The organism is Salinimonas profundi (genome assembly GCF_014750655.1).
GTDB lineage: Bacteria > Pseudomonadota > Gammaproteobacteria > Enterobacterales > Alteromonadaceae > Alteromonas > Alteromonas profundi_A.
Genome location: NZ_JABBXD010000001.1, coordinates 664,915 through 684,969, shown reverse-complemented (window position 1 = coordinate 684,969; position 20,055 = coordinate 664,915). Strand labels below are relative to the sequence as shown.

The 20,055-nt window shown below is 47.1% G+C and carries 20 protein-coding genes; 14 read left to right on the top strand and 6 right to left on the bottom strand.

All coding sequences use genetic code 11. The annotated features are described in order from the left end of the window. Window positions 1-72 precede the first annotated feature (72 nt). Both HHX48_RS02995 and HHX48_RS02990 read right to left on the bottom strand, forming a co-directional pair. A complete protein-coding gene (locus HHX48_RS02995; protein WP_191022143.1) occupies window positions 73-474 on the bottom strand; it encodes an H-NS histone family protein in 402 nt (133 codons plus the stop codon). Window positions 475-585: 111 nt separating this feature from the next. Next, entirely contained in the window at window positions 586-2,235 is a 1,650-nt protein-coding gene (locus tag HHX48_RS02990; RefSeq protein WP_191022142.1) for an electron transfer flavoprotein-ubiquinone oxidoreductase, read from the bottom strand. 291 nt (window positions 2,236-2,526) lie between these two features. Between HHX48_RS02990 and HHX48_RS02985 the strand changes: the two genes are divergently transcribed. Continuing rightward, entirely contained in the window at window positions 2,527-3,276 is a 750-nt protein-coding gene (locus HHX48_RS02985) for an electron transfer flavoprotein subunit beta/FixA family protein (RefSeq protein ID WP_191022141.1), read from the top strand. Then, the gene (locus tag HHX48_RS02980; RefSeq protein ID WP_191022140.1) at window positions 3,276-4,202 is read left to right on the top strand and encodes an electron transfer flavoprotein subunit alpha/FixB family protein; all 927 of its coding nucleotides are present in this window, start codon (window positions 3,276-3,278) and stop codon (window positions 4,200-4,202) included. The genes HHX48_RS02985 and HHX48_RS02980 overlap by 1 nt, the downstream gene beginning before the upstream one ends. A 53-nt stretch (window positions 4,203-4,255) precedes the next feature. On the opposite strand, the gene HHX48_RS02975 is transcribed toward HHX48_RS02980, so the two are convergent. Next, on the bottom strand, window positions 4,256-4,564 hold the full coding sequence (locus tag HHX48_RS02975; protein ID WP_191022139.1) for an isoamylase early set domain-containing protein: 309 nt from the start codon (window positions 4,562-4,564) through the stop codon (window positions 4,256-4,258). 313 nt (window positions 4,565-4,877) lie between these two features. On the opposite strand from HHX48_RS02975, the gene HHX48_RS02970 reads away from it, so the two are divergent. The 3 genes from HHX48_RS02970 (at window position 4,878) to HHX48_RS02960 (ending at window position 9,822) form a co-directional block, all read left to right on the top strand. Further along, on the top strand, window positions 4,878-6,113 hold the full coding sequence (locus HHX48_RS02970; RefSeq protein ID WP_191022138.1) for an efflux RND transporter periplasmic adaptor subunit: 1,236 nt from the start codon (window positions 4,878-4,880) through the stop codon (window positions 6,111-6,113). Then, the gene (locus HHX48_RS02965) at window positions 6,106-9,264 is read left to right on the top strand and encodes an efflux RND transporter permease subunit (RefSeq protein WP_191022137.1); all 3,159 of its coding nucleotides are present in this window, start codon (window positions 6,106-6,108) and stop codon (window positions 9,262-9,264) included. Before HHX48_RS02970 ends, HHX48_RS02965 begins: the two co-directional genes overlap by 8 nt. A 249-nt stretch (window positions 9,265-9,513) precedes the next feature. Continuing rightward, a complete protein-coding gene (locus HHX48_RS02960) occupies window positions 9,514-9,822 on the top strand; it encodes a hypothetical protein (RefSeq protein ID WP_191022136.1) in 309 nt (102 codons plus the stop codon). Between the two features lie 91 nt (window positions 9,823-9,913). Here the strand turns inward: HHX48_RS02960 and HHX48_RS02955 are convergent, their stop codons facing one another. Both HHX48_RS02955 and HHX48_RS02950 read right to left on the bottom strand, forming a co-directional pair. Beyond that, complete coding sequence (locus tag HHX48_RS02955; protein WP_191022135.1) at window positions 9,914-12,196, bottom strand: TonB-dependent receptor; 2,283 nt, start codon at window positions 12,194-12,196, stop codon at window positions 9,914-9,916. A 110-nt stretch (window positions 12,197-12,306) separates the two neighbouring features. Continuing rightward, window positions 12,307-13,308: a GlxA family transcriptional regulator gene (locus tag HHX48_RS02950; protein WP_191022134.1), complete on the bottom strand. Its 1,002-nt coding sequence runs from the start codon at window positions 13,306-13,308 to the stop codon at window positions 12,307-12,309. Window positions 13,309-13,454: 146 nt separating this feature from the next. Here HHX48_RS02950 and HHX48_RS02945 point away from each other — a divergent pair, with 146 nt between their 5' ends. The 9 genes from HHX48_RS02945 to HHX48_RS02905 all read left to right on the top strand — a co-directional run bounded on the left by HHX48_RS02945 (window position 13,455) and on the right by HHX48_RS02905 (window position 18,717). Then, on the top strand, window positions 13,455-14,459 hold the full coding sequence (locus tag HHX48_RS02945; protein WP_191022133.1) for an NADP-dependent oxidoreductase: 1,005 nt from the start codon (window positions 13,455-13,457) through the stop codon (window positions 14,457-14,459). Beyond that, window positions 14,452-15,222, top strand: a complete 771-nt coding sequence (locus HHX48_RS02940; protein WP_191022132.1) for an SDR family oxidoreductase — start codon at window positions 14,452-14,454, stop codon at window positions 15,220-15,222. The genes HHX48_RS02945 and HHX48_RS02940 overlap by 8 nt, the downstream gene beginning before the upstream one ends. 170 nt (window positions 15,223-15,392) lie before the next feature. Then, a complete protein-coding gene (locus HHX48_RS02935) occupies window positions 15,393-15,692 on the top strand; it encodes a hypothetical protein (RefSeq protein ID WP_191022131.1) in 300 nt (99 codons plus the stop codon). A 61-nt stretch (window positions 15,693-15,753) separates the two neighbouring features. Then, window positions 15,754-16,296 (top strand): isochorismatase family protein, encoded by a 543-nt coding sequence (locus HHX48_RS02930; RefSeq protein ID WP_191022130.1) that lies wholly within the window; start codon window positions 15,754-15,756, stop codon window positions 16,294-16,296. A 257-nt stretch (window positions 16,297-16,553) separates the two neighbouring features. Continuing rightward, on the top strand, window positions 16,554-16,892 hold the full coding sequence (locus HHX48_RS02925) for a hypothetical protein (RefSeq protein ID WP_191022129.1): 339 nt from the start codon (window positions 16,554-16,556) through the stop codon (window positions 16,890-16,892). A gap of 92 nt (window positions 16,893-16,984) precedes the next feature. After that, window positions 16,985-17,476, top strand: a complete 492-nt coding sequence (locus HHX48_RS02920) for a GNAT family N-acetyltransferase (protein WP_191022128.1) — start codon at window positions 16,985-16,987, stop codon at window positions 17,474-17,476. A 66-nt stretch (window positions 17,477-17,542) separates the two neighbouring features. After that, the gene (locus HHX48_RS02915; protein WP_223857972.1) at window positions 17,543-17,923 is read left to right on the top strand and encodes a DUF3224 domain-containing protein; all 381 of its coding nucleotides are present in this window, start codon (window positions 17,543-17,545) and stop codon (window positions 17,921-17,923) included. Between the two features lie 9 nt (window positions 17,924-17,932). Beyond that, window positions 17,933-18,286, top strand: coding sequence for a VOC family protein (locus tag HHX48_RS02910; RefSeq protein ID WP_191022127.1), 354 nt, complete (start codon window positions 17,933-17,935; stop codon window positions 18,284-18,286). Between the two features lie 140 nt (window positions 18,287-18,426). Next, a complete protein-coding gene (locus HHX48_RS02905) occupies window positions 18,427-18,717 on the top strand; it encodes a hypothetical protein (protein ID WP_191022126.1) in 291 nt (96 codons plus the stop codon). 42 nt (window positions 18,718-18,759) lie between these two features. Here the strand turns inward: HHX48_RS02905 and HHX48_RS02900 are convergent, their stop codons facing one another. Continuing rightward, the gene (locus tag HHX48_RS02900) at window positions 18,760-19,950 is read right to left on the bottom strand and encodes an amino acid aminotransferase (protein ID WP_191022125.1); all 1,191 of its coding nucleotides are present in this window, start codon (window positions 19,948-19,950) and stop codon (window positions 18,760-18,762) included. Between the last annotated feature and the right edge of the window lie 105 nt (window positions 19,951-20,055).

Below are 20,055 nucleotides of genomic sequence, written 5' to 3'. Positions count from 1 at the left end.
TTAACAATAAATGACAATATTGTGAAAGGAATAAAAAAGGCGACCATAAGTCGCCTTTAAATTAATTACATATTAGATAGAAAAATCCTGGAGCGACTTTCCGCCATCTAATGCTTCTTTAAATACTTTAGGCATTCTGCCAATACCCGTCCATTTATGTTCATTTCCTGACTGATCGGTCAGTTTATATTTAACCGGACGCTTTTTACCTGTTTTACCCTGTTTTGAAGCGGGTAGCGATGTTTCTTTTAAATCACTGACAGCAAGACCAGCTTCTTCCAATTGCTTTTGAATTTCAGCAATCTTTGCTTTCTTTTCTTCTGCCTGTTTTTCTTGTTCAGCTGCCTTTTCGTGGCGTTTCTCAATAATATTGTCTAATTTTGCCCGAACCTCTTCAAGTTCAGAAATCGACAATTCTTTTACTGCTCCCTGTAAACGTCTTCCGTGGGTTAAAATATCCAAAAACTCGCTCATTTATTAACCTTACGTTTAATTGCATTAGTATTTAAATAATCATAGTTAATTTTTAATCAAAAAAAAAGCAGCGTTTTGCTGCTTTTCTTTTTATTTTAATTACTAACGTAATTACATGTTCGGATAGTTTGGCCCACCGGTGCCTTCCGGCGTTACCCAGCGGATATTCTGTGAAGGATCTTTAATGTCGCACGTCTTACAGTGAATGCAATTCTGCGCGTTTATCTGAAACTTCTTATTTCCGTTGTCATCATCAATGACCTCATACACGCCAGCAGGGCAATATCGCTGCGCGGGTTCTGCGTATTTCGGCCAGTTAACTTCAATTGGAATCGACGGGTCTTTTAACTGTAAATGACAAGGCTGATTTTCTTCATGATTGGTATTTGAAAGATACACAGAAGAAGGCTTATCAAAACTTAGCTTTCCATCCGGTTTCGGGTAGTCTATTTTAGTAACTTCATCTACCGTTTTCATTTGTGCATAATCTTTGGAATTATCTGTCAGTGTTTTTCCAAAAAGACTGCCGCCAAAAAAGTTCTGTTCGAGCGTATTAAACGCACCGCCCCAGAAATTACCGTATTTATGCACGGCAGGGCCAAAATTCCGCGATTTGTAAAGCTCATCATACAACCATGACGCTTTAATATTATCTGCAAAATGTGTCAATTCTTTTTCAGGCTGGTCAGTTTTTAATGCTTCAAACAGCGTTTCTGCAGCCACCATACCCGACTTCATCGCAGTATGATTACCCTTAATTTTTGCAAAATTCAGCGTACCGGCATTACAACCGACCAGTAATCCACCCGGGAAGGACATTTTAGGTAATGAATTAAAACCACCTTTGGTAATTGCACGGGCACCATAAGCTACGCGTTTACCGCCTTCCAGATATTGACTGATGGTAGGGTGGTGCTTTAATTGCTGAAATTCGTGAAACGGACTCAGGTACGGGTTTTCGTAATTAAGGTCAACAATAAGCCCAACCAGTACCTGATTATCTTCAGCATGATAGAGATAACTGCCACCGGTAGCGTCATCTAACGGCCAGCCTGCAGAGTGCACGACCAGACCGGGTTGGTGTTTAGACGGATCGATATCCCAGACTTCTTTAAAACCAATAGCATAGTGCTGCGGGCTGGCATCTTTATCCAGCTCAAATTTCTCAATCAGACTTTTACCTAAATGCCCACGAGACCCCTCAGCAAAGATTGTATACATTGCTTTTAAGTCCATACCGGGCATATAGCTGTCTTTTTTCTCACCGTCGGCGCCAATACCCATATCGCCTGTCGCTACGCCGCCCACGCTGCCATCCTCGTTGTAGATGATGTCTGCGGCTGCAAAACCCGGAAAGACTTCTACACCAAGCTCCTCTGCCTGCTGTGCCAGCCAGCGACAGACGTTACCCATCGACACAATATAGTTACCATCATTGTGCATTGTTTTAGGCGTCATCCAGTTAGGAAGCTTGCGCGCGGAGGTGGCATCGTTAAACAGATAAATATCATCACCGGTAACGGGGGTATTGAGCGGCGCGCCTTTTTCTTTCCAGTCAGGAAACAGCTCATTTAAGGCGCGAGGTTCAAAGACCGCACCGGATAAAATATGCGCGCCGACTTCAGAGCCTTTCTCCACAACGCAGACCATGAGCTCCTGCTCGGCGTCATTAGCAAGTTGCATGAGTCGACATGCCGTTGCCAGACCGGCCGGTCCGGCACCAACGATGACGACGTCAAACTCCATTGATTCACGTTCCATGGGTGGCTCCTTAAAATTCATTGTTATAGTGCACTATAGGTGAAACAAATAATGCCACGTGTCAAAAAGTTGTAAATTAATTGTCGCCTCGAAAGGTAATGCAGGTTGACGTTTACGTCAACAGGAAGTAGATTGCAGCTTAGTTTACGTTAACGTAAAGCAAGTTGGTCTCAATGTATACTCTACGTTAATGCAGGGTAAACCTTTATCGGTCCATCAACCATATAAAGAGGCTGATGATATCAAGACAGGGTGGTACATCACCGGCTAACTCAAATTTTGAGGTAACAAATGAAAATACTTGTACCAGTCAAACGTGCAATTGACTACAACGTGAAGGTACGGGTTAAAGCCGATAATTCCGGCGTTGACCTGACCAATGCAAAAATGGCGATTAATCCGTTTTGTGAAATCGCTGTTGAAGAAGCGGTTAAATTAAAAGAGCAGGGCGTAGCTTCAGAAGTCGTGGTGGTTTCTATCGGTGATAAAAGCTGCCAGGAACAGATTCGCACCGCCTTAGCGCTGGGTGCTGATCGCGGTATTCAGATAGATACGGATGAAAAGCTGGACTCCCTACAGGTTGCTAAATTGTTGAGCAAACTGGTAGAAAAAGAATCACCAGAACTGGTTATTCTGGGTAAACAAAGTATTGACTCAGATAACAACCAGACAGGCCAGATGCTGGCAGCCCTTACTGGCATGCCGCAAGGCACTTTTGCGTCCAAGGTCGATATTGACGGGCAAAAAGTCAGCGTAACACGTGAAATTGATGGCGGACTGCAAACGGTTCAGCTTGACCTGCCAGCGGTCGTTACTACCGATTTACGTCTGAACGAACCACGCTATGCGTCGCTACCAAATATTATGAAGGCTAAGCGTAAGCCGCTAGATGTCATGTCAGCATCGGACTTTGGTGTGGACTTAACATCAAAAGTGAAAACGCTGAAGGTAACACCTCCGCCGCAACGCGAAGGTGGTATTAAGGTAGAGAATGTTGCCGAGCTGGTAGATAAGCTTAAGAACGAAGCGAAGGTGATCTGATGACAGTATTAGTTTATGCAGAACATGATAATAATGAGCTCAAAGGCGATACGGCCAAGCTGATCAATGCTGCAAGCAAAATGGGTGGTGATATCCACGTGCTGGTGGCTGGTTCAGATTGTGCCGGCATCGCTGAATCCGCGGCAAAAATTGATGGCGTTGCAAAGGTTATCGTTACGGATAACGAGGCATATGGTCACCAGTTGGCTGAAAATATTGCAGATTTAGTGGTTGAGCTTGGTAAGGACTATGACCATATTGTGGCCAGCGCTTCTACCACAGGTAAAAACTTTATGCCGCGTGTTGCGGCATTGCTGGATGTTGCCCAAATCTCAGACATCATTAGTGTAGAATCTGCTGATACCTTTACACGGCCCATTTATGCCGGTAATGCGATAGCTACAGTGCAGTCTGAAGACGCTATCAAGGTAATAACCGTTCGCGCGGCGTCGTTTGATGCAGCTGGGCAGGGCAATGATGCGTCTGTAGAAACACTGGATGTGGTGAAAACGTCTGAAAAATCCAGCTTTGTTGGCGAGGAACTCACTGAGTCAGAGCGCCCTGAACTGACCGCTGCAGATATCGTTATCTCTGGCGGTCGCGGCATGCAAAATGGTGAAAACTTTTCTTTGCTTGAAGGTATCGCGGATAAACTCGGCGCTGCTATCGGTGCATCGCGTGCAGCGGTAGATGCGGGCTTTGTTCCTAACGATATGCAGGTTGGTCAGACCGGTAAGATTGTTGCGCCGCAACTTTACATTGCCGTTGGCATCTCGGGTGCTATCCAGCATCTGGCCGGCATGAAAGACTCAAAAGTCATCGTTGCTATCAATAAAGATGAAGAAGCCCCGATTTTTCAGGTGGCGGATTATGGTCTGGTAGGCGATTTGTTCGACGTACTACCTGAACTGGAAAAGTCTTTGTAAAGATTTGCGCCATTAATCGCGAAAAGGGCTGTGTTCACAGCCCTTTTTTTTGTTCAGACTGACACGACTGAATTGTCGTCGCTGCTCACTGGCGAGGGGGCATAGGCATCTGCCTGCCAATCGTTTTCCCACCGAGCATTATCCAGTAAATATCGAAAAGCATACTGCTTGTCTTTTTCCAGTGTAAGTGTCTGCGTAAAGTCACCGTTTTTGAGATGGCGCATAGGGGAGACCGATTCATCCCACTGGTTAAAATCGCCAACCAGTCGCACTGAAGACGCGTTACCTGCTTCCTGCGCTTTTAAGCGAAAGGTCACTTTACAAACAGGTTTGGATTTCAAATATTGCTTGGTAAGACTCATTATCGTGCTCTTTTTAAAAGTTTTGAACAAAAATCCACCACTAAGTTAAGCGTTATTTTTATTATCTTCAAGCCCGCTGTAGAACATTTATCCAGCTCGACAATCGCATAAATTCGTATTGCGAGCAGTGTTGTGAACCTTTTGCCGACACCCTCACATTTAGTCATATTTATTAACAGTTTTAACCGCGCGCAACCGACGCATTCGCGGTACACTCCACAACTGATAATTTTTAGATCAGATAATTAGGCTGTCATAAAAAAATGATAAATCAGCTAATTACCGTAAAAATCCATGTTGTGAAGGGATCTGCATGAACAAATCATCTTTGGTAAAAACACTTCTGCCCGTCATTATTTTGTTGGGGGCGGTGGTCGTCGCGATTATCCTGATTACCAGTAAAAAGCCCCCCGAGAAAAAACCTGCTGAGACGAAAGCGTTTTTAGTGGACGCACAGGCGGTTAATCGCGAGTCAGTACAGTTTGCGGTCGAGACCCAGGGCAATGTATTACCCCGGAATCAAACAGATATCAGTGCTCAGGTCAGTGGCAGAGTGGCCGAACTGTCAGAGGTTTTTGTTGCTGGCGGCATGTTTGAAAAAGGTGATGTACTGGTTACCCTTGAACAGCACGATTATGAAACCGAACTTAAGCTGGCAGAAGCAGAGCTGGCTCAGGCGCAGGCTGCCCTTACGGAAGAGCTGGCACGCGGTGAAGTTGCCCGCCAGGAATGGCAATCGGTAAATTCTATGGCCCCCCCTGAGCTTGGACTGCGTAAGCCACAGCTTGCCCGTGAACAGGCCAACGTAAAGGCCGCTCTGGCCAAACTGGAGCGTGCCAAGCGTAACCTTGATCGTACGCAGATTCGTGCGCCCTACAATGGTCTGGTCGTCAGTCGTAATGTCGATATTGGCCAGTTTGTGTCTATCGGCATGCAAATTGGCACCCTTTACAGCACGGACGTTGCGGAGGTTCGCCTGCCGGTCGCCGACAGCGACATGGCATTTATTGACCTGGAGCGTGGATTTCAGCAAAAAGATAATGTCGTTCTTCAGGCGCGGGTCAATGGGGTCAGGCATCAGTGGCATGCTGATTTGGTCAGAAGTGAAGGCATTCTGGATGCTGCCAGCCGGGTCAGTTATGTGGTGGCCCGTGTTGAGGATCCTTATAATCGCGGTGAGCAGGACAATCAGGATATGCCCTTGCGGTTTGGTCAGTTTGTTCAGGCTAATATTTCAGCCGGACAGTCCCGTGACCTGTTTGTATTACCGCGCAGCGTACTGAGGCTGGATCAGACGGTGCTGACTGTAAATGACAATAATGAATTACAAATAAAACCTGTTGATGTTGCGCGTACAAATGCACAGAAGGTCTACATTGCAGCGGGTCTTAAAGAGGGCGACATGGTGGTGATGAGCGCTGTTCCCAATCCATTTGAAGGGATGAAGGTTCGGCTATCCGGTGAGCAAGGCGATTCACCGACTCCCGCTGAAAAAGATAAGCCTGAATCCTCTGAAAAGGTAGAGGTAGGAGCGCAGGCAGATGAGTAAGATTGATACACATAAAGGAATTATCGCGTGGTTTGCACGCAATAATGTCGCATCGAACCTGTTAATGTGGGTTCTGCTTATCGGTGGTGTCATTTCTGTCTTTACGATTCAAAAGCAGATATTCCCGCCCATTGAAGTTAACGTGATCAATGTTCGGGTGCCATATCTTGGGGCCGCGCCACAGGAAGTTGAGGAGGGCGTTATCCTTAAAGTTGAGGAGGCCATTGAAAACCTTGACGGCATCAAGAAGGTCACCTCAACCGCTTCAGAAGGCATGGGCACGGTTAGCATCGAAGTAGAAGAAAGCTACGACGTACAGGATGTGCTGGACGAGGTAAAGGTCCAGGTCGATGCAATCCCCAGTTTTCCGGCCAATACAGAAAAACCGGTTATTTATCGTCAGAAAATGCAATCAGATGTTATCTGGGTATCTGTATACGGCGATGCTAATGAGCGCGAGCTTAAAGAATTTGCAAAAAATATTCGCGATGATATTGCTAACCTAAGCGGCATTTCCAATGTTGATATTGTTGGTGCCCGTGATTATGAAGTTTCCATTGAGCTTTCCGAAGAAGACCTGCAAAAGTATAACCTGACATTTTCCGAAGTTGTCGCCCTGGTCAGACAATCCAGTGTTGATTTACCCGGCGGCTCTATCAGAACTGACAACGGAGATATTCTGCTGCGTACCAAGGGGCAGGCCTACACCGGTTATGATTTTTCACAAATCACGTTACTGACAAGCGCTGATGGCACTCGCGTGCAGCTTGGCGATGTTGCGATAATTAACGATGGCTTTGTCGAAGATAATCGCTTTGCGTATTTTGATGGCAAACCCTCTGTCAGTATGCGGGTTAAAGCCGTGGGTGATCAGAATGCCCTGGAAATCGCCGAACAGGTTAATACCTATATCGATAAGGCGAAGCCGACATTTCCTGCCCATCTGCACGCCGATACCTGGGGGGACTCCTCGTTTTACCTGAACGACCGGCTTAACATGATGCTGGAAAATATGGGCTTTGGTGCCTTACTTGTGTTCATCGTACTGTCACTGTTTTTGCGGGTGAAACTGGCGTTCTGGGTAATATGGGGATTGCCGGTCTGTTTTCTGGGCGCAATTTTTGTCATGCCGATGGAATTTGTCGGTGTCTCAATAAACTTGTTGAGTCTTTTTGCGTTTATTCTGGTGCTGGGTATTGTGGTGGATGATGCCATCATCATGGGGGAGTCAGCATACACCGAAATCGATAAGAAAGGGCATACGACGGATAATGTCATCGCCGGAGTGAAGCGGGTGGCAATGCCGGCAACCTTTGGGGTGCTGACGACCATTGCAGCATTTACCCCTATGTTAATGGTGTCGGGGCCTTTCGGTGTTATCTGGCAGTCCATCGGCTGGGTGGTCATCATCTGCCTGATTTTCTCGCTGATAGAGTCAAAGCTGATTTTGCCGGCGCATCTGGTTCATATGAATCTCAAGCCTCATGATCCGGACACACTCAATGCGTTTCAGCGCTTCAGAAACTTTTTCAGCGAAGGTATTAAAGTTTTTGTGCATAAGCGCTATGCCCCGTTTCTGGCAAAAGCAGTTCGCAATCGTTACATCACGCTGGCCACATTTATCGCGCTGCTCATTATCACTGCAGGCTTGTTCGCAGGCGGTATCGTGCGCTTCGTTTTCTTCCCTAATGTACCCAGTGACTTTATGTCTGCCAGTTTTGAGCTGGAGCCGGGCTCGTCGATTTCTCAGCGTGACGACACATTGCAAAGCATGCTCAGTGCGATGCATCGTATGGATAAAAACGTTGAAAAAGAGACGGGAAGCGGTGTTATTAAACACGCTATTGCTTTTGATAACGGCAACACCGGCGGTGAAATATTTGTTGAGCTGTCAAAGGGCGAGACCCGCGAACTGCCGGATTATGAAATACATCAGCGTTGGCGTGAGCAGATGCCTGAAATTGCGGGGGTCAAAACCCTCAATATTGGTGGCGGCGGTGGCTTCGGCGGGCCGGACTTAAGCTTTGAGTTTACGTCGTCTGACACCGCCGCATTGCAGTCTGCCGCGCAGGCACTTAAAGATCGTCTGGCAGATTATGATGGCGTGAGCGATATCAATGATTCGTTTGCTGGCGGCAGCGATGAAATTCAGTTGTCTACCACGCCTCAGGCCGATGCGCTGGGTATTAGTTTGCAGCAATTGGGTCAGCAAGTGCGCTACGGGTTTTACGGGGCTGAAGTACAGCGTGTCCAGCGTGATGATGAAGAAGTCAAAGTGATGGTGCGCTATCCTGAAGAAAAACGTACCTCTGTGGAGCACCTTCAGGACATGCGGGTTCGCGCGCCTGGCGGAGAAGCGATTCCGTTTGAAGAAGTCGGCGAAATTTCTTTGGGAGAAGGCTTTTCATCCATCATTCGGGTGGATGGCAGCCGCTCAGTCACCGTCAGTGCGAAAGTGGATAAAGCGCTGCTTGATCCGGGTGAAGTAACCCGTGATGTGGTAATGACGGAAATTCCGGCGATTATGGAGCGTCACCCAGAAGTTAACTTCCAGTTGCAAGGTAACTCTAAAGAGCAGCAGGAGGCTATGATCAGTATGCTTCAGGGACTGTTGTTTGCGCTCTTTGCTATCTACGCATTATTGGCCATTCCTCTGCGTTCTTACTCGCAACCGTTAATTATTATGGCGGTGATTCCTTTCGGGGTAGTGGGAGCGATAGTCGGGCACCTGGTATTGGGTATGGCGGTAAGTTCCCTTTCGCTATGCGGCATTATCGCGTTGTCGGGAGTAGTGGTGAATGACAGCCTGATCATGGTCGACTTTGTTAATCGTGCCCGTGCGGAAGGGCATCGTCTCGTTGATGCCGCTATCAGTGCCGGCACGCAGCGGTTTCGTCCCATCATTCTTACATCCTTAACGACATTTATGGGGCTCATGCCCATCGTTTTTGAACGTAGTCTGCAGGCGCAAATTGTAATTCCCATGGCTATCTCTCTGGCGTTCGGAATTTTGTTTGCTACCGTTATTACATTGTTACTGGTGCCAGCACTTTATCTTATTCTGGATGATATCCGCGGTTTGTTCAGAAAGAAAAAGCCTCAGCAGGCTGAGCAAGATGCTCACCCAGGCCATTTTGCTGAAGAGTCATAAGATAATGTTAAAAAACACTTCCTTGCGAAGTGTTTTTTTTGCGCTGTGGTAAACCGGTATGACAATGAGCTGATATTCATCTGCATACAATTGCACACATCTGCACAGAAAGGGCCTGCACCGTTGATATATACCCAGCGATTGTCTGGCTGGGAAAGTAACTTATTTGTAGAGTAAACAAAATTAGAACTTTGAGAGTAACAAATAGTGTCTATTGATCACTAATCGTTTGATTTAGGGAGAAACACTATGCGAAATCTTAGCAAACTAGCTATTACCCTTGGCGCGCTACTGGCGCTGGCGGGTTGCGATGTTGATAAAACTCAGGAAGGTGAAGCGCCGGAAGTTGAAGCTGATGCCGGTGAAATGCCTGAGTATGAAGTCAAGCAGACAGAAGAAGGCGAGATGCCCAGCGTCGATGTTGAAGGCGGTGAAATGCCAGAGTATGACGTAGATACCGCTGACGTTGAAGTCGGTACTGAAAAGAAAGTTGTCGAGGTGCCGGAAGTCGACGTAGAAATGCCTGAAGATGATGAGGAAGACGACAAGGATAATTAATATCCGGTCTTGTTACCTGTGTTATCAGAGTATCAGAAACAAAAAAGCACGTTTTTCAACGTGCTTTTTGTTTATCTGAAAATCACACTCTTTAGTAGAATGTTTTCTTCACTTCTACACCAATGATGCGTGGCTCATTAACAATACCGGTCAGGTTGTTAAAGTCGATAGCGCCTTTAACGTTGTCTTCATCAGTAATGTTACGGCCAAACAGGGCTACAGAATAGCCATCGTTGAAGTTTTCGTAACCGATACGTAAACCGCCTTCGAAATTGTCGTCTGTAGTAAATTCAACAGATTCGTAAAGGAATATGCTGGTTTCACCCTGGAATGCCCAGTCTGTGAATGCGAAAAATTCGCCGTCATTTCCAGCCGGAATGGCATAGCGCGCAGTGAACGTGAAGATTTGCTCAGGTGCCTGAGGGAACGGATTACCGTCAATAACCGCGTTGAAGCCGTCCGGACGCGGATCCAGCACTGTACAGTTACCGGTTGAACCAAATGCCGGGTTGGTGCCACACGGTGAAACAGTCAGACTATCATCTTTGATTTCAGTGTGGTTATAGCTGTATCCGGCAGTAAGCGTCAGTGCGTCTGTAGCAAGCCATTGCGTGTCGATTTCAAAACCATAGGCTTCACCCTTATCTGCATTTACCAGAGCGGTAAAGTTGTTTCCACCGCCGATGGCAGAAAACTGCATGTCGTCAACCGTGTAGTAGAATGCCGCGGCATTCAAACGCAGGGTGCGGTCCAGCATGTCGGATTTAAAGCCAAGCTCAAAAGAGTTGATGGTTTCTGCATCAGCAACTGAAGGCGCCCCTTCAAATGCCACGTCACGACCCTGAATCGTCTGGGCACGGAAACCATTGGCATAACGTGAGTAAACAGACATATCCTCAGTCAGGCGATAGTTTGCACTAAGCTCAAAGCTCATCTGGCCGTCATCGACATCAATCGGATCGTAATCCTGAATAGTCGCATCGCCAGTTACCAGTGCAAAGCCGTTTTCATTCTGCATGCCCACACGCAGAGATTTTTCATCATAGGTGTAACGAAGACCACCGGTTACTTCCAGCTTGTCATTAACCTGATAAGAAGACTGACCGAAAACAGCCCAGGTAGTATTGTCGTGGTAAACGGTGGTCGCACCGTAGTAGCCATCGATGCTGGTTACGTTGAATGATGAGTCAAAGAAGAAAGCACCCACCTGCCAGCTTACCGGCTTGGTTGTCTGGCTGGCGAAACGGAATTCCTGGGTAAACTGTTCAAGGTCATCCAGTTTATCCTGTGTAACCGCAGTAAACGGAATAAAGCCAGAGTTTTCAGTTGCACCTTCACCGGCACCGCCGTCAATATCGCCAAGACTAAAGCCATCAGCAGTTTCAAGTGCAGTGATTGACGTAAGTTCAACCGCATCGAAGTCGTAAGTCAGTTTTAATGATGAACCGAAACCATCGTATTCTTGCGGGTTGTTATCTGCGCCGTTACCATCGATGTCGCCATCGTAATAGACAACATCGCGGTCATAGTTTTCATTCAGGTCATTGCTGCCTTTATCGAAAATATTCGCGCGGAAAATAGATGCTGTGGCTTCCAAAGAACGGCCATGCACATTCAAAAGTGCAGAGAAACGGCTGTTTGGTTCATACAGCAACTGAGCACGCCATGCACGCTCATCAAAGCCGCCAAGCGCATCATCCTGGCCGGTAAAGCCGTTATCGATGTAATCATCACGGTGCTGAGATAAAACTGAGAAACGGCCCGACAGGTCATCGGTCAGTCCACCGCCAACAGCGGCTTCCAGATTTACTGTGTTGTAGCTACCATAGCCCAGCTTGGCAAAGCCTTCAAAATCCTGTGAAGGTTTGACTGTATCGAACTTTACAATACCCGCTGTTGTGTTTCGACCGAACAGAGTACCCTGCGGTCCACGTAAGACCTCAACCTGCTGGACATCAAAAAGCGGGAAGCTTTTTAATACCACGTTTTCCATTACCACTTCATCCATGATAATAGAAACCGGTTGTGACGCAGCCAGGTCAAAGTCGGTGTTACCCAGACCACGAATATAAAAACGCGGTGCAACACGTCCATTTGATGATTCTGCATAAAGGCCTGGTACACGTACAGCCAGAGCCAGAATATCTTCACCACCAGCGAACAGGCTATCTAGCTTTTCACCACTTAGCGTGGCAATTGAAAGTGGCACTTCCTGAATGGACTGGGTACGCTTTTGGGCGGTTACCGTGATTTGCTCAAGGGAACTATCTTTTGTTTTTGTTTGTTGGTTAGTTCCAGACTCCTGAGCCATTACGGTGCTACTAAACGCGGCACTGACTGCCAACGCAAGAGAGGCAATACGATGTGTTTTCATGTGTTCACCAAGTGAAGGTATAAATTAAGGGTGTTTTTGGAGGTCAACTGATCGGACCGCCAGCGGGACGACAGTGTACTAGCTTTGAACAAAATATATAAGTAAAACTTTTAGCATTGTACAAAAGTTGTAAACTTTGTCCGGTAAAGTGAGGGGGAATAACCGGTGCGTTTTTTAAACAATCTGGAAAAGGTGCTGGGATCATCATAGCCCACTTCAGACAGAATCTGCTCAATGGTCCACTTTTGATTTTCCAGCAGTTTCCTGGCGTGATCGATGCGCAATGACTGTAAATAATGGCCCGGCGTTTGGCCTGTGGCCGCTTTAAACCGACGGTTAAATGTACGTGGTGTCAGATTTACCCGTGAGGCCAGCGCATCGACAGACAATCTTAACTTGATGTTGTCAGCCATATATCGCTGCGCCTGTTTGATTATTTCATCGTGATGAGATTGCTCGCGGCGACTTCCCGCATAAAGTGACTGATTAAGACGGGGCAGGTCAAGAACATGTGCCTTCGCAGTCTGGCGGGCGACATCGGCGCCGGCGTAACGTTCAATAAGCAATAAGGCAAGGTCAAACCACGCCATGCCGCCACCGGCACAAAACACATTTTCTTCATAAGTGTGCAATTTATCACTGTTTAGGTTTACCTGAGGAAACCGTACTTTGAACTCATTTGCAAATCCCCAGTGGGTAGTGGCTGATTTGCCATCGAGAATGCCCGCGGCAGCTAACAGAAATACACCGGTACAGTTCGCCGCTATATCGACGCCCTGCTCATGAAAAGTCCGTAATATTGGAAGCAGTGACTGCTGTTGACTGAGCACCTCATCGATATTACCGCCGATGGTCGGTATCAGCAGTACATCCGGCGGCTGCCGTGCATCAAGCCTGGCATCGGTATGCAGTGTGATACCGTTTACACAACGGACCGGTGCGCCGGTTGTGGACAGAAGCTCAACAGAAAAAACCGGTGAGGGCGTGACGTGATGAATTTTCTGCCAGGTGACACCGGCCTGAGCGAATAAGTCGACGGCACCGGTAATGGCAGACGCCAACGCATTATCAAAACCATATATCGCGATCCGTGCTGGTGCTTTTTGTCGCATCAGAAAATCCCATAGTCTGCTATCAGTAAAAATTATGGATGTCTTTTTTCACCATTATTGTGTCATTTTTGACAGTAAAGGCAAGGTCAGACCTGTGTAACAATAGGAATACAACCTATTAACGTGTTCGCACATACGGAGAGATTATGAAAAGCAAGCAATGGTTACTGGCATCACGGCCACAGGGAGCGCCCACAGAAGCAAACTGGCAATATCAGGAAGCCGATGTTGGAGACGTTAAGCAGGGGCAGATAAAAGTCAACGTGCAGTATATTTCTCTGGACCCGGCTATGCGCGGTTGGATGAACGAAGGGAAATCTTATATTGAACCGGTTCAGATTGGTGATGTAATGCGTGCCGGCGCGGTGGGCGAGGTGATGGAATCTAATGCCGAGGGTTTTGCAGTCGGAGATAAGGTCTATGGCAGCTTTGGCGTGCAGTCAATTGCCGTCTGCGATACGAAAGGTGTGCATAAGGTCGATCCTTCACTGGCTCCGCTTGAACGCTATCTGGGGGTGCTGGGAATGCCGGGTATGACCGCGTATTTCGGGTTGCTCAAGACAGGTTTGCCTAAAGCCGGCGAAACGGTGGTGGTTTCCGGTGCCGCAGGTGCGGTAGGCAGTGTGGTCGGTCAAATCGCTAAAATAAAAGGCTGTCGGGTGGTTGGCATCGCCGGAGGCAAGGATAAATGTCAGTACCTTATTGATGAGCTGGGCTTTGACGGCGCAGTTGACTACAAGAACGAAGATGTCCGCAAGGGTCTAAAAACACAGTGCCCGGATGGTGTCGATGTCTATTTTGACAATGTGGGCGGTGACATTCTTGATACGGTGTTAACCTGTATTAATTTGCATGCACGTATTGTTATCTGTGGCGCCATCAGTCAGTACAACAACAACAGTACAGTAAAAGGGCCATCAAATTATCTGTCATTGCTGGTAAACCGTGCCCGAATGGAAGGTATCGTGGTATTTGATAACGCCAAACATTACGGTGAGGCGGCACAGGAAATGGCCGGCTGGATAGCACAGGGCCAGTTAAAAGCAAAAGAACATGTAGTAACCGGTATTGAAACATTCCCCGATACACTCATGATGCTATTTAAGGGCGAGAACTTCGGCAAACTGGTATTGAAGGTGGACCATGACTGATAAGCAAAATCTTTTTGACCTTTCCGGTAAAATTGCACTGGTTACAGGCGCCAGTCGCGGTATTGGTGAGTCTATCGCACACCTGCTTGCAGCCTATGGTGCGCACGTTATTGTCTCAAGTCGTAAAAAGGAGAGTTGCGAAAACGTCGCTCAGGCGATAAGAGATGCAGGGGGCAGCGCATCAGCACTGGCCTGCCACGTTGGAGATATGGCCCAAATAGAAGCAGCGTTCGACACCATTAAAAATGACCATGGCAAGCTGGATATTCTGGTCAACAATGCTGCGGCGAACCCTTATTTCGGTCACATTCTGGATACGGATCCTGGGGCCTATCAAAAAACAGTGGATGTGAATATCCGTGGCTATTTTTTCATGTCGGTGGCTGCCGGCAAGATGATGAAAGCACAGGGTGGTGGCGTTATCCTGAATACCGCGTCGGTTAATGGTGTAGTGCCGGGTGATATGCAGGGTATTTACTCCATCACCAAGGCGGCGGTGATCAGTATGACCCGCGCTTTTGCCAAAGAATGCGGGCCGTTAAACATTCGCGTGAACGCGCTACTGCCGGGATTAACGGATACGAAATTTGCCTCTGCATTGACCAGCAATGAAAAAATCCTCAAAGGCGCGCTGTCACAAATCCCACTTGGAAGAGTGGCAGATCCTGAGGAGATGGCCGGTGCAGTCTTGTATCTGGTTTCAGATGCTTCCAGCTACACCACCGGAACAACACTCACGGTGGACGGTGGCATGCTCGCCTGACCGACCGGCTTAACGGGCATGTAACTATTATGCAAGTATCTTCAGCACGCGACCAAAGCGTGCTGATTTTTTTTGCTCTGGTTTTGCTGAGCACCAGAATGTTACTTCAGGTTAGATTAAAAACAGCGTAAAGTAATTTATAAGCACCAACAAAGGAATGGATATACACAATGGATAGTTCAACTAGCACAACGATAACCTGGTCGATGGCTGCTCGGGTCTGGTGGAGTCTGACATGGCGAACGCTCGTATTTATCTTTCCCGCCGTCTTCATTGTTGGTCTCGTGATTGGGACAATGATGGCCATTGCGGATGTTCCCCCAGGACCCTATATACTGTTAGCCCAACTGGCTGGTGCGATTATCTCATTAGTAATGAGTATATGGATCATCAAGACATTGTTATCCAAACGGTATTCGACGTTCAGTATTACCGTTACCCGTCATCAACCTGATGGCTACACTGACTAAATCACTTCGCTATTTGTAAAGCGGATAAACTTTGTATCAGCCTGTTTCAGGAGTTCTGTCGATGCTTAACGAACAAGACACCGGACTTATTGTTACTGACATCCAGGGGCGACTGGCAAAAACGGTGTATCAAAGTGAGGCTTTCCTGTTGAAGTGTGAGCAACTTATCAGGGCTGCAGAAGTATTGGCTTTGCCCATTATATGGCTTGAGCAAGTGCCGGATAAATTGGGTGCAACAACGCCTGTTTTACAGCCTTTCATCAACCGGAATTCACTGATAACAAAATGCACGTTTGATGCGTGTCAGAACGCACAATTTGTGGATACGATACAGCGCAACGGGAAAAATCAGTGGCTGATATGTGGTATCGAAGCGCATATTTGTGTCTATCAGACAGCATTATCGCTGCTTGAGCGTGGTTACACGGTTTTCCCGGTCAGTGATGCAGTGTCATCAAGAGATCCTGATAACAAGCAGCTGGCACTGGCCAATTTACGTGACGCCGGTGCCGCTATCAGCAGTGTAGAGATGTGTCTGTACCAGCTGTTGGGAAGTAGTCAGCATCCTGCGTTTGCAGATATTCTGGCAATGATAAAAGAGTGAAAGTAAGACTTTAGACATACCTGTGAACCGGCTTAAGCTTTTTTCACTATTTATAGTGGGTGGGCTGAAAAGTTTCCGTACAACGTTGCAACGTGTCGGTTATCTTTCCCCGGTTAACAATATTAGCGTTAGCGAAGACGCTTACAAATATAGTATCAACAGGTAGCGCCTCCATAGACGTGTTCCTGAACTCTTTAAACGGTTTTCTTACTCGCGAACTATCAGTACTGACATGTGATAGTTCATCAGGAGGTAAAATGGATTATGCCTATTGGTTCAAACGGACCTACCCGGAACTGCGTCATATTTCCTTTGACGATGTCGATAGTCTGATTGAAAGGATCACTCCCGGGACAGCGATTATGCTTGAGTGCATAAAGGTATGTTGCATCGTTATCGTGCTGGTACCCACCTATACAACGCTGTTTTACAGTGGGGTATTCAGTCTCCATGGCGCTATCCGGTGGACGATGCTTCTGACAGCCCTATACGGAGCGCTTCTTTTTGGCAGACGCTGCGAGCAATCTATAATAAAAGCTTATTTGAAATCTGAACTTCTTAATTGCGGTAAACCGCGCCCGACCAGCCCTCGTTAGGCAGGAATGTGTAGCGGTTTTATGTGTTTTTTGATTCACTGTGAGTGAGAAAGACAGGTAAATCTGGTGATGAAAAAGGCGAAATTTTTGAGATGACGACTCTTCACATTCGGGAAGCCAGGGCTGACGACTGGGAAGCGGTGTGGCCTTTTTTTCACGACATTGTAAGACAAGCCAGTACTTACGGCATTGATCCTGATATTGATATGGCGGCGGCAAAAACACTCTGGTTTGATGTGCCTGAAAAGTCGTATGTGGCGTTATTGGATAACCAGATTGCAGGTACATATTATCTGAAAACCAATCATGCTGGTCCTGGCCGTCACGTTTGTAACTGTGGCTATATGGTATCTGCTGATGCGCGGGGGCAGGGACTCGCCACCCAAATGTGCAGGCACTCACAACAGATAGCCAAAGCGATGGGTTATCTGGCCATGCAGTTTAATTTTGTCGCGGCCAGCAATATCGGCGCAATTCGCCTGTGGGAAAAACTGGGCTTTGCTGTTCAGGGACGACTACCCCGCGCGTTTCAGCATCCTGAATATGGACTGACAGATGCACTTGTGATGTACAAGTGGTTATGAATATACGTTATCGTACTGACGTGTCTTCCCGGACAGGAATTTCTAATTGTTAAAAGGAGTCAACAAATGCGCACTATGCAAAAAGCAACAGGCCAGTTCACTGTCAATATTCTGCCTCAGCAGGATGCTATTGGCGCAGGACGAATGATCATTGAAAAAGATTATGAAGGTGAATTACAGGGCGTCGGTAAAGGGCAAATGCTTAGCAAGCAGGTTGATGGTGGCATGTCTGTTTACTGTGCAATTGAAGAGTTTGAAGGCCATCTGGCAGGCAAATCGGGAGGCTTCACCCTGCTTCATCAGGGAAAAATGAGTAGCGAGAGCAGAGAGCTCAGTGTGACGGTTATCCAGGGATCTGGCTCAGGGGAGTTAGCGTCGCTGACAGGTTCAATGCAAATCAATCAGGATGAGAACAGTCATACCTATATCTTCGAATATTCACTTTAAAGGACGTTTATGCAGGGACCCGCTAAGCACGGTGTAATTGTTTACACCAACGATTTGGATCGGCTGACACAATTTTATTCAAAATTATTTGATATGCAGATAGTAAAGTCATCGGAGCAGATGCACAGTCTTGTTTCAGATGGATTAAACATTGTGATTCATTTGCCACCCGAACCACTTCCCGAGGCGCGGTACAATACGGTAAAGCTGTTTATTACTGTAGATAGCCACGCTGAAACACACGAACAGGCCAGGCAGCTGGGTGGGCAGTCAATGGACGGGCAATGGGCGAATCCGATATTCAGTGTGACCAATATTACTGACTGTGATGGCAATATCATTCAGCTTCGTGTATTCAGTTGACGCTGCCTATGCTGGAAAAAACAGCTTTCCGACAAACAACTCGGCGGTAATCAAGCCATCAGAATAATGATTGCCGTTTTTTTGATTTTTATGTCAAAACATACATTCAGGTGAAGGGTACTTCGAAAGGAATTTAGCTTATGCTGCGCTTACTTATCATCCTCGTTATTGCAAGCACGATAACGGCCTGCGGTTCAACGCAATCGGACGCATATAAGACGGACAGAAAGCCACAGGACAGAGACACTAATAACGGTGCCGAAGGCATGCGCCAATACAGTAAAGATCAGGCGACTATCAGGAATGCGGAATTAAAGCAGCAGTGTGAAGAGGCGAAAATAGCGTATCTGAAAGCGAAGAAAATTAACGATGACGATGCAGCCGAAAAAGCCAATGATGCTGTGAGAGAGTACTGTCTGTCAGGCAGATAGTGTACTAAAGGCCAGCGCGAAAATGCGCTGGCCTTTTTGATTTTATAGAACAGAGACCAACGCGCGGGCCAGGGTATCAACATTTTGTTGGTTGATACCTGCCACGTTAATGCGGCTGGAACCGACAAAGTACACGCTATGCTTATCACGCATTTCACGTACCTGTTCTGGCGTAATGCATAAAAACGAGAACATTCCTTTTTGAGTATTCAAAAAGCTGAAATCCTGTTGCGCGCCGTTTTCTTCCAGTTTATCTACCAGCATAGTACGCAGGCTCTGCATTCTGTTTCGCATGCTGTTTACTTCGCTCATCCATTCTTTTTTGAGGCTGGTATCTGACAGAATAATATCGACCAGAGCACCACCATAGCTGGGCGGCATCGAATAACTGCCGCGTGCTACTGACTGAATTTGACCCTGCACGATATCCCGTGTTTTGGAATCTTCAGTGATAATGGCGGCCAGACCGACACGTTCACGGTATAAACCAAAGTTTTTACTGCAAGACGCGGCAATGACAACTTCTGGCAGGTTCTCAGCCAACAAGCGTATGCCGTAGGCGTCCTCATCAAGTCCGTCACCAAAGCCAAGGTAAGCCACATCGATAAACGGGGTGAAGCCACGTTCCTGGGCAAGCTCCAGAACGGCATCCCATTGTTCATTGGTTAAGTCGGCACCCGTAGGGTTATGACAGCATCCGTGTAATAACACGATATCGCCTTTTCCGGCCTCTTTAAGAGTATCCATCATGGCATCGAAGCGGATGCCGGCTTTTTCTTTATCAAAATACGGGTAAGTTTCCAGTTGCAGACCGGCGGAGCCCATCAGCGGAATGTGATTGGCCCAGGTGGGATCGCTGACAAAAACCCGTGCTTTTTCATTGCTTCGCGCGATAAGTTCAGCAAGGATACGTAATGCTCCACAACCACCCGGTGCCTGAACGCCTGCCACACGATTCTCCATCAATACCGGGCTTTTATCGCCTAGCAACAAGGTAAGCATGTTATCGATAAAACCCTGATGACCTTGCGGCGTGATGTAACTTTTTGTGTTTTCTCTTTCAAGAAGAATATTTTGTGCTTTGGCGACCGACGTCATAATAGGGGTATTACCCTGTTCGTCTTTATAGACACCTACACCAAGGTCAATTTTAGCAGCATTGGAATCTTCTTTATATGCAGCAGACAAACCCAGAATGGGATCGGGTTCCAGATAAGGTAATACTTCAAACACAATAAGTCCTCACGTTGCGTGATTGATAAGCGAGTTCAGCATTATGCCACTGATGCTAAAAAATACGAGTCCTGTCAGACTTTTTTTAGATACAGCGCACCAAAA

Bases quoted from the DNA above. Each gene is read 5' to 3' on its own strand.
- HHX48_RS02965 (WP_191022137.1), top strand. From the start codon at position 6,106: ATGAGTAAGATTGATACACATAAAGGAATTATCGCGTGGTTTGCACGC.
- HHX48_RS02995 (WP_191022143.1), bottom strand. From the start codon at position 474: ATGAGCGAGTTTTTGGATATTTTAACCCACGGAAGACGTTTACAGGGA.
- HHX48_RS02920 (WP_191022128.1), top strand. From the start codon at position 16,985: ATGACGACTCTTCACATTCGGGAAGCCAGGGCTGACGACTGGGAAGCG.
- HHX48_RS02960 (WP_191022136.1), top strand. From the start codon at position 9,514: ATGCGAAATCTTAGCAAACTAGCTATTACCCTTGGCGCGCTACTGGCG.
- HHX48_RS02970 (WP_191022138.1), top strand. From the start codon at position 4,878: ATGAACAAATCATCTTTGGTAAAAACACTTCTGCCCGTCATTATTTTG.
- HHX48_RS02955 (WP_191022135.1), bottom strand. From the start codon at position 12,196: ATGAAAACACATCGTATTGCCTCTCTTGCGTTGGCAGTCAGTGCCGCG.
- HHX48_RS02985 (WP_191022141.1), top strand. From the start codon at position 2,527: ATGAAAATACTTGTACCAGTCAAACGTGCAATTGACTACAACGTGAAG.
- HHX48_RS02905 (WP_191022126.1), top strand. From the start codon at position 18,427: ATGCTGCGCTTACTTATCATCCTCGTTATTGCAAGCACGATAACGGCC.
- HHX48_RS02925 (WP_191022129.1), top strand. From the start codon at position 16,554: ATGGATTATGCCTATTGGTTCAAACGGACCTACCCGGAACTGCGTCAT.
- HHX48_RS02915 (WP_223857972.1), top strand. From the start codon at position 17,543: ATGCGCACTATGCAAAAAGCAACAGGCCAGTTCACTGTCAATATTCTG.
- HHX48_RS02940 (WP_191022132.1), top strand. From the start codon at position 14,452: ATGACTGATAAGCAAAATCTTTTTGACCTTTCCGGTAAAATTGCACTG.
- HHX48_RS02980 (WP_191022140.1), top strand. From the start codon at position 3,276: ATGACAGTATTAGTTTATGCAGAACATGATAATAATGAGCTCAAAGGC.
- HHX48_RS02930 (WP_191022130.1), top strand. From the start codon at position 15,754: ATGCTTAACGAACAAGACACCGGACTTATTGTTACTGACATCCAGGGG.
- HHX48_RS02910 (WP_191022127.1), top strand. From the start codon at position 17,933: ATGCAGGGACCCGCTAAGCACGGTGTAATTGTTTACACCAACGATTTG.
- HHX48_RS02945 (WP_191022133.1), top strand. From the start codon at position 13,455: ATGAAAAGCAAGCAATGGTTACTGGCATCACGGCCACAGGGAGCGCCC.
- HHX48_RS02935 (WP_191022131.1), top strand. From the start codon at position 15,393: ATGGATAGTTCAACTAGCACAACGATAACCTGGTCGATGGCTGCTCGG.
- HHX48_RS02950 (WP_191022134.1), bottom strand. From the start codon at position 13,308: ATGCGACAAAAAGCACCAGCACGGATCGCGATATATGGTTTTGATAAT.
- HHX48_RS02990 (WP_191022142.1), bottom strand. From the start codon at position 2,235: ATGGAACGTGAATCAATGGAGTTTGACGTCGTCATCGTTGGTGCCGGA.
- HHX48_RS02975 (WP_191022139.1), bottom strand. From the start codon at position 4,564: ATGAGTCTTACCAAGCAATATTTGAAATCCAAACCTGTTTGTAAAGTG.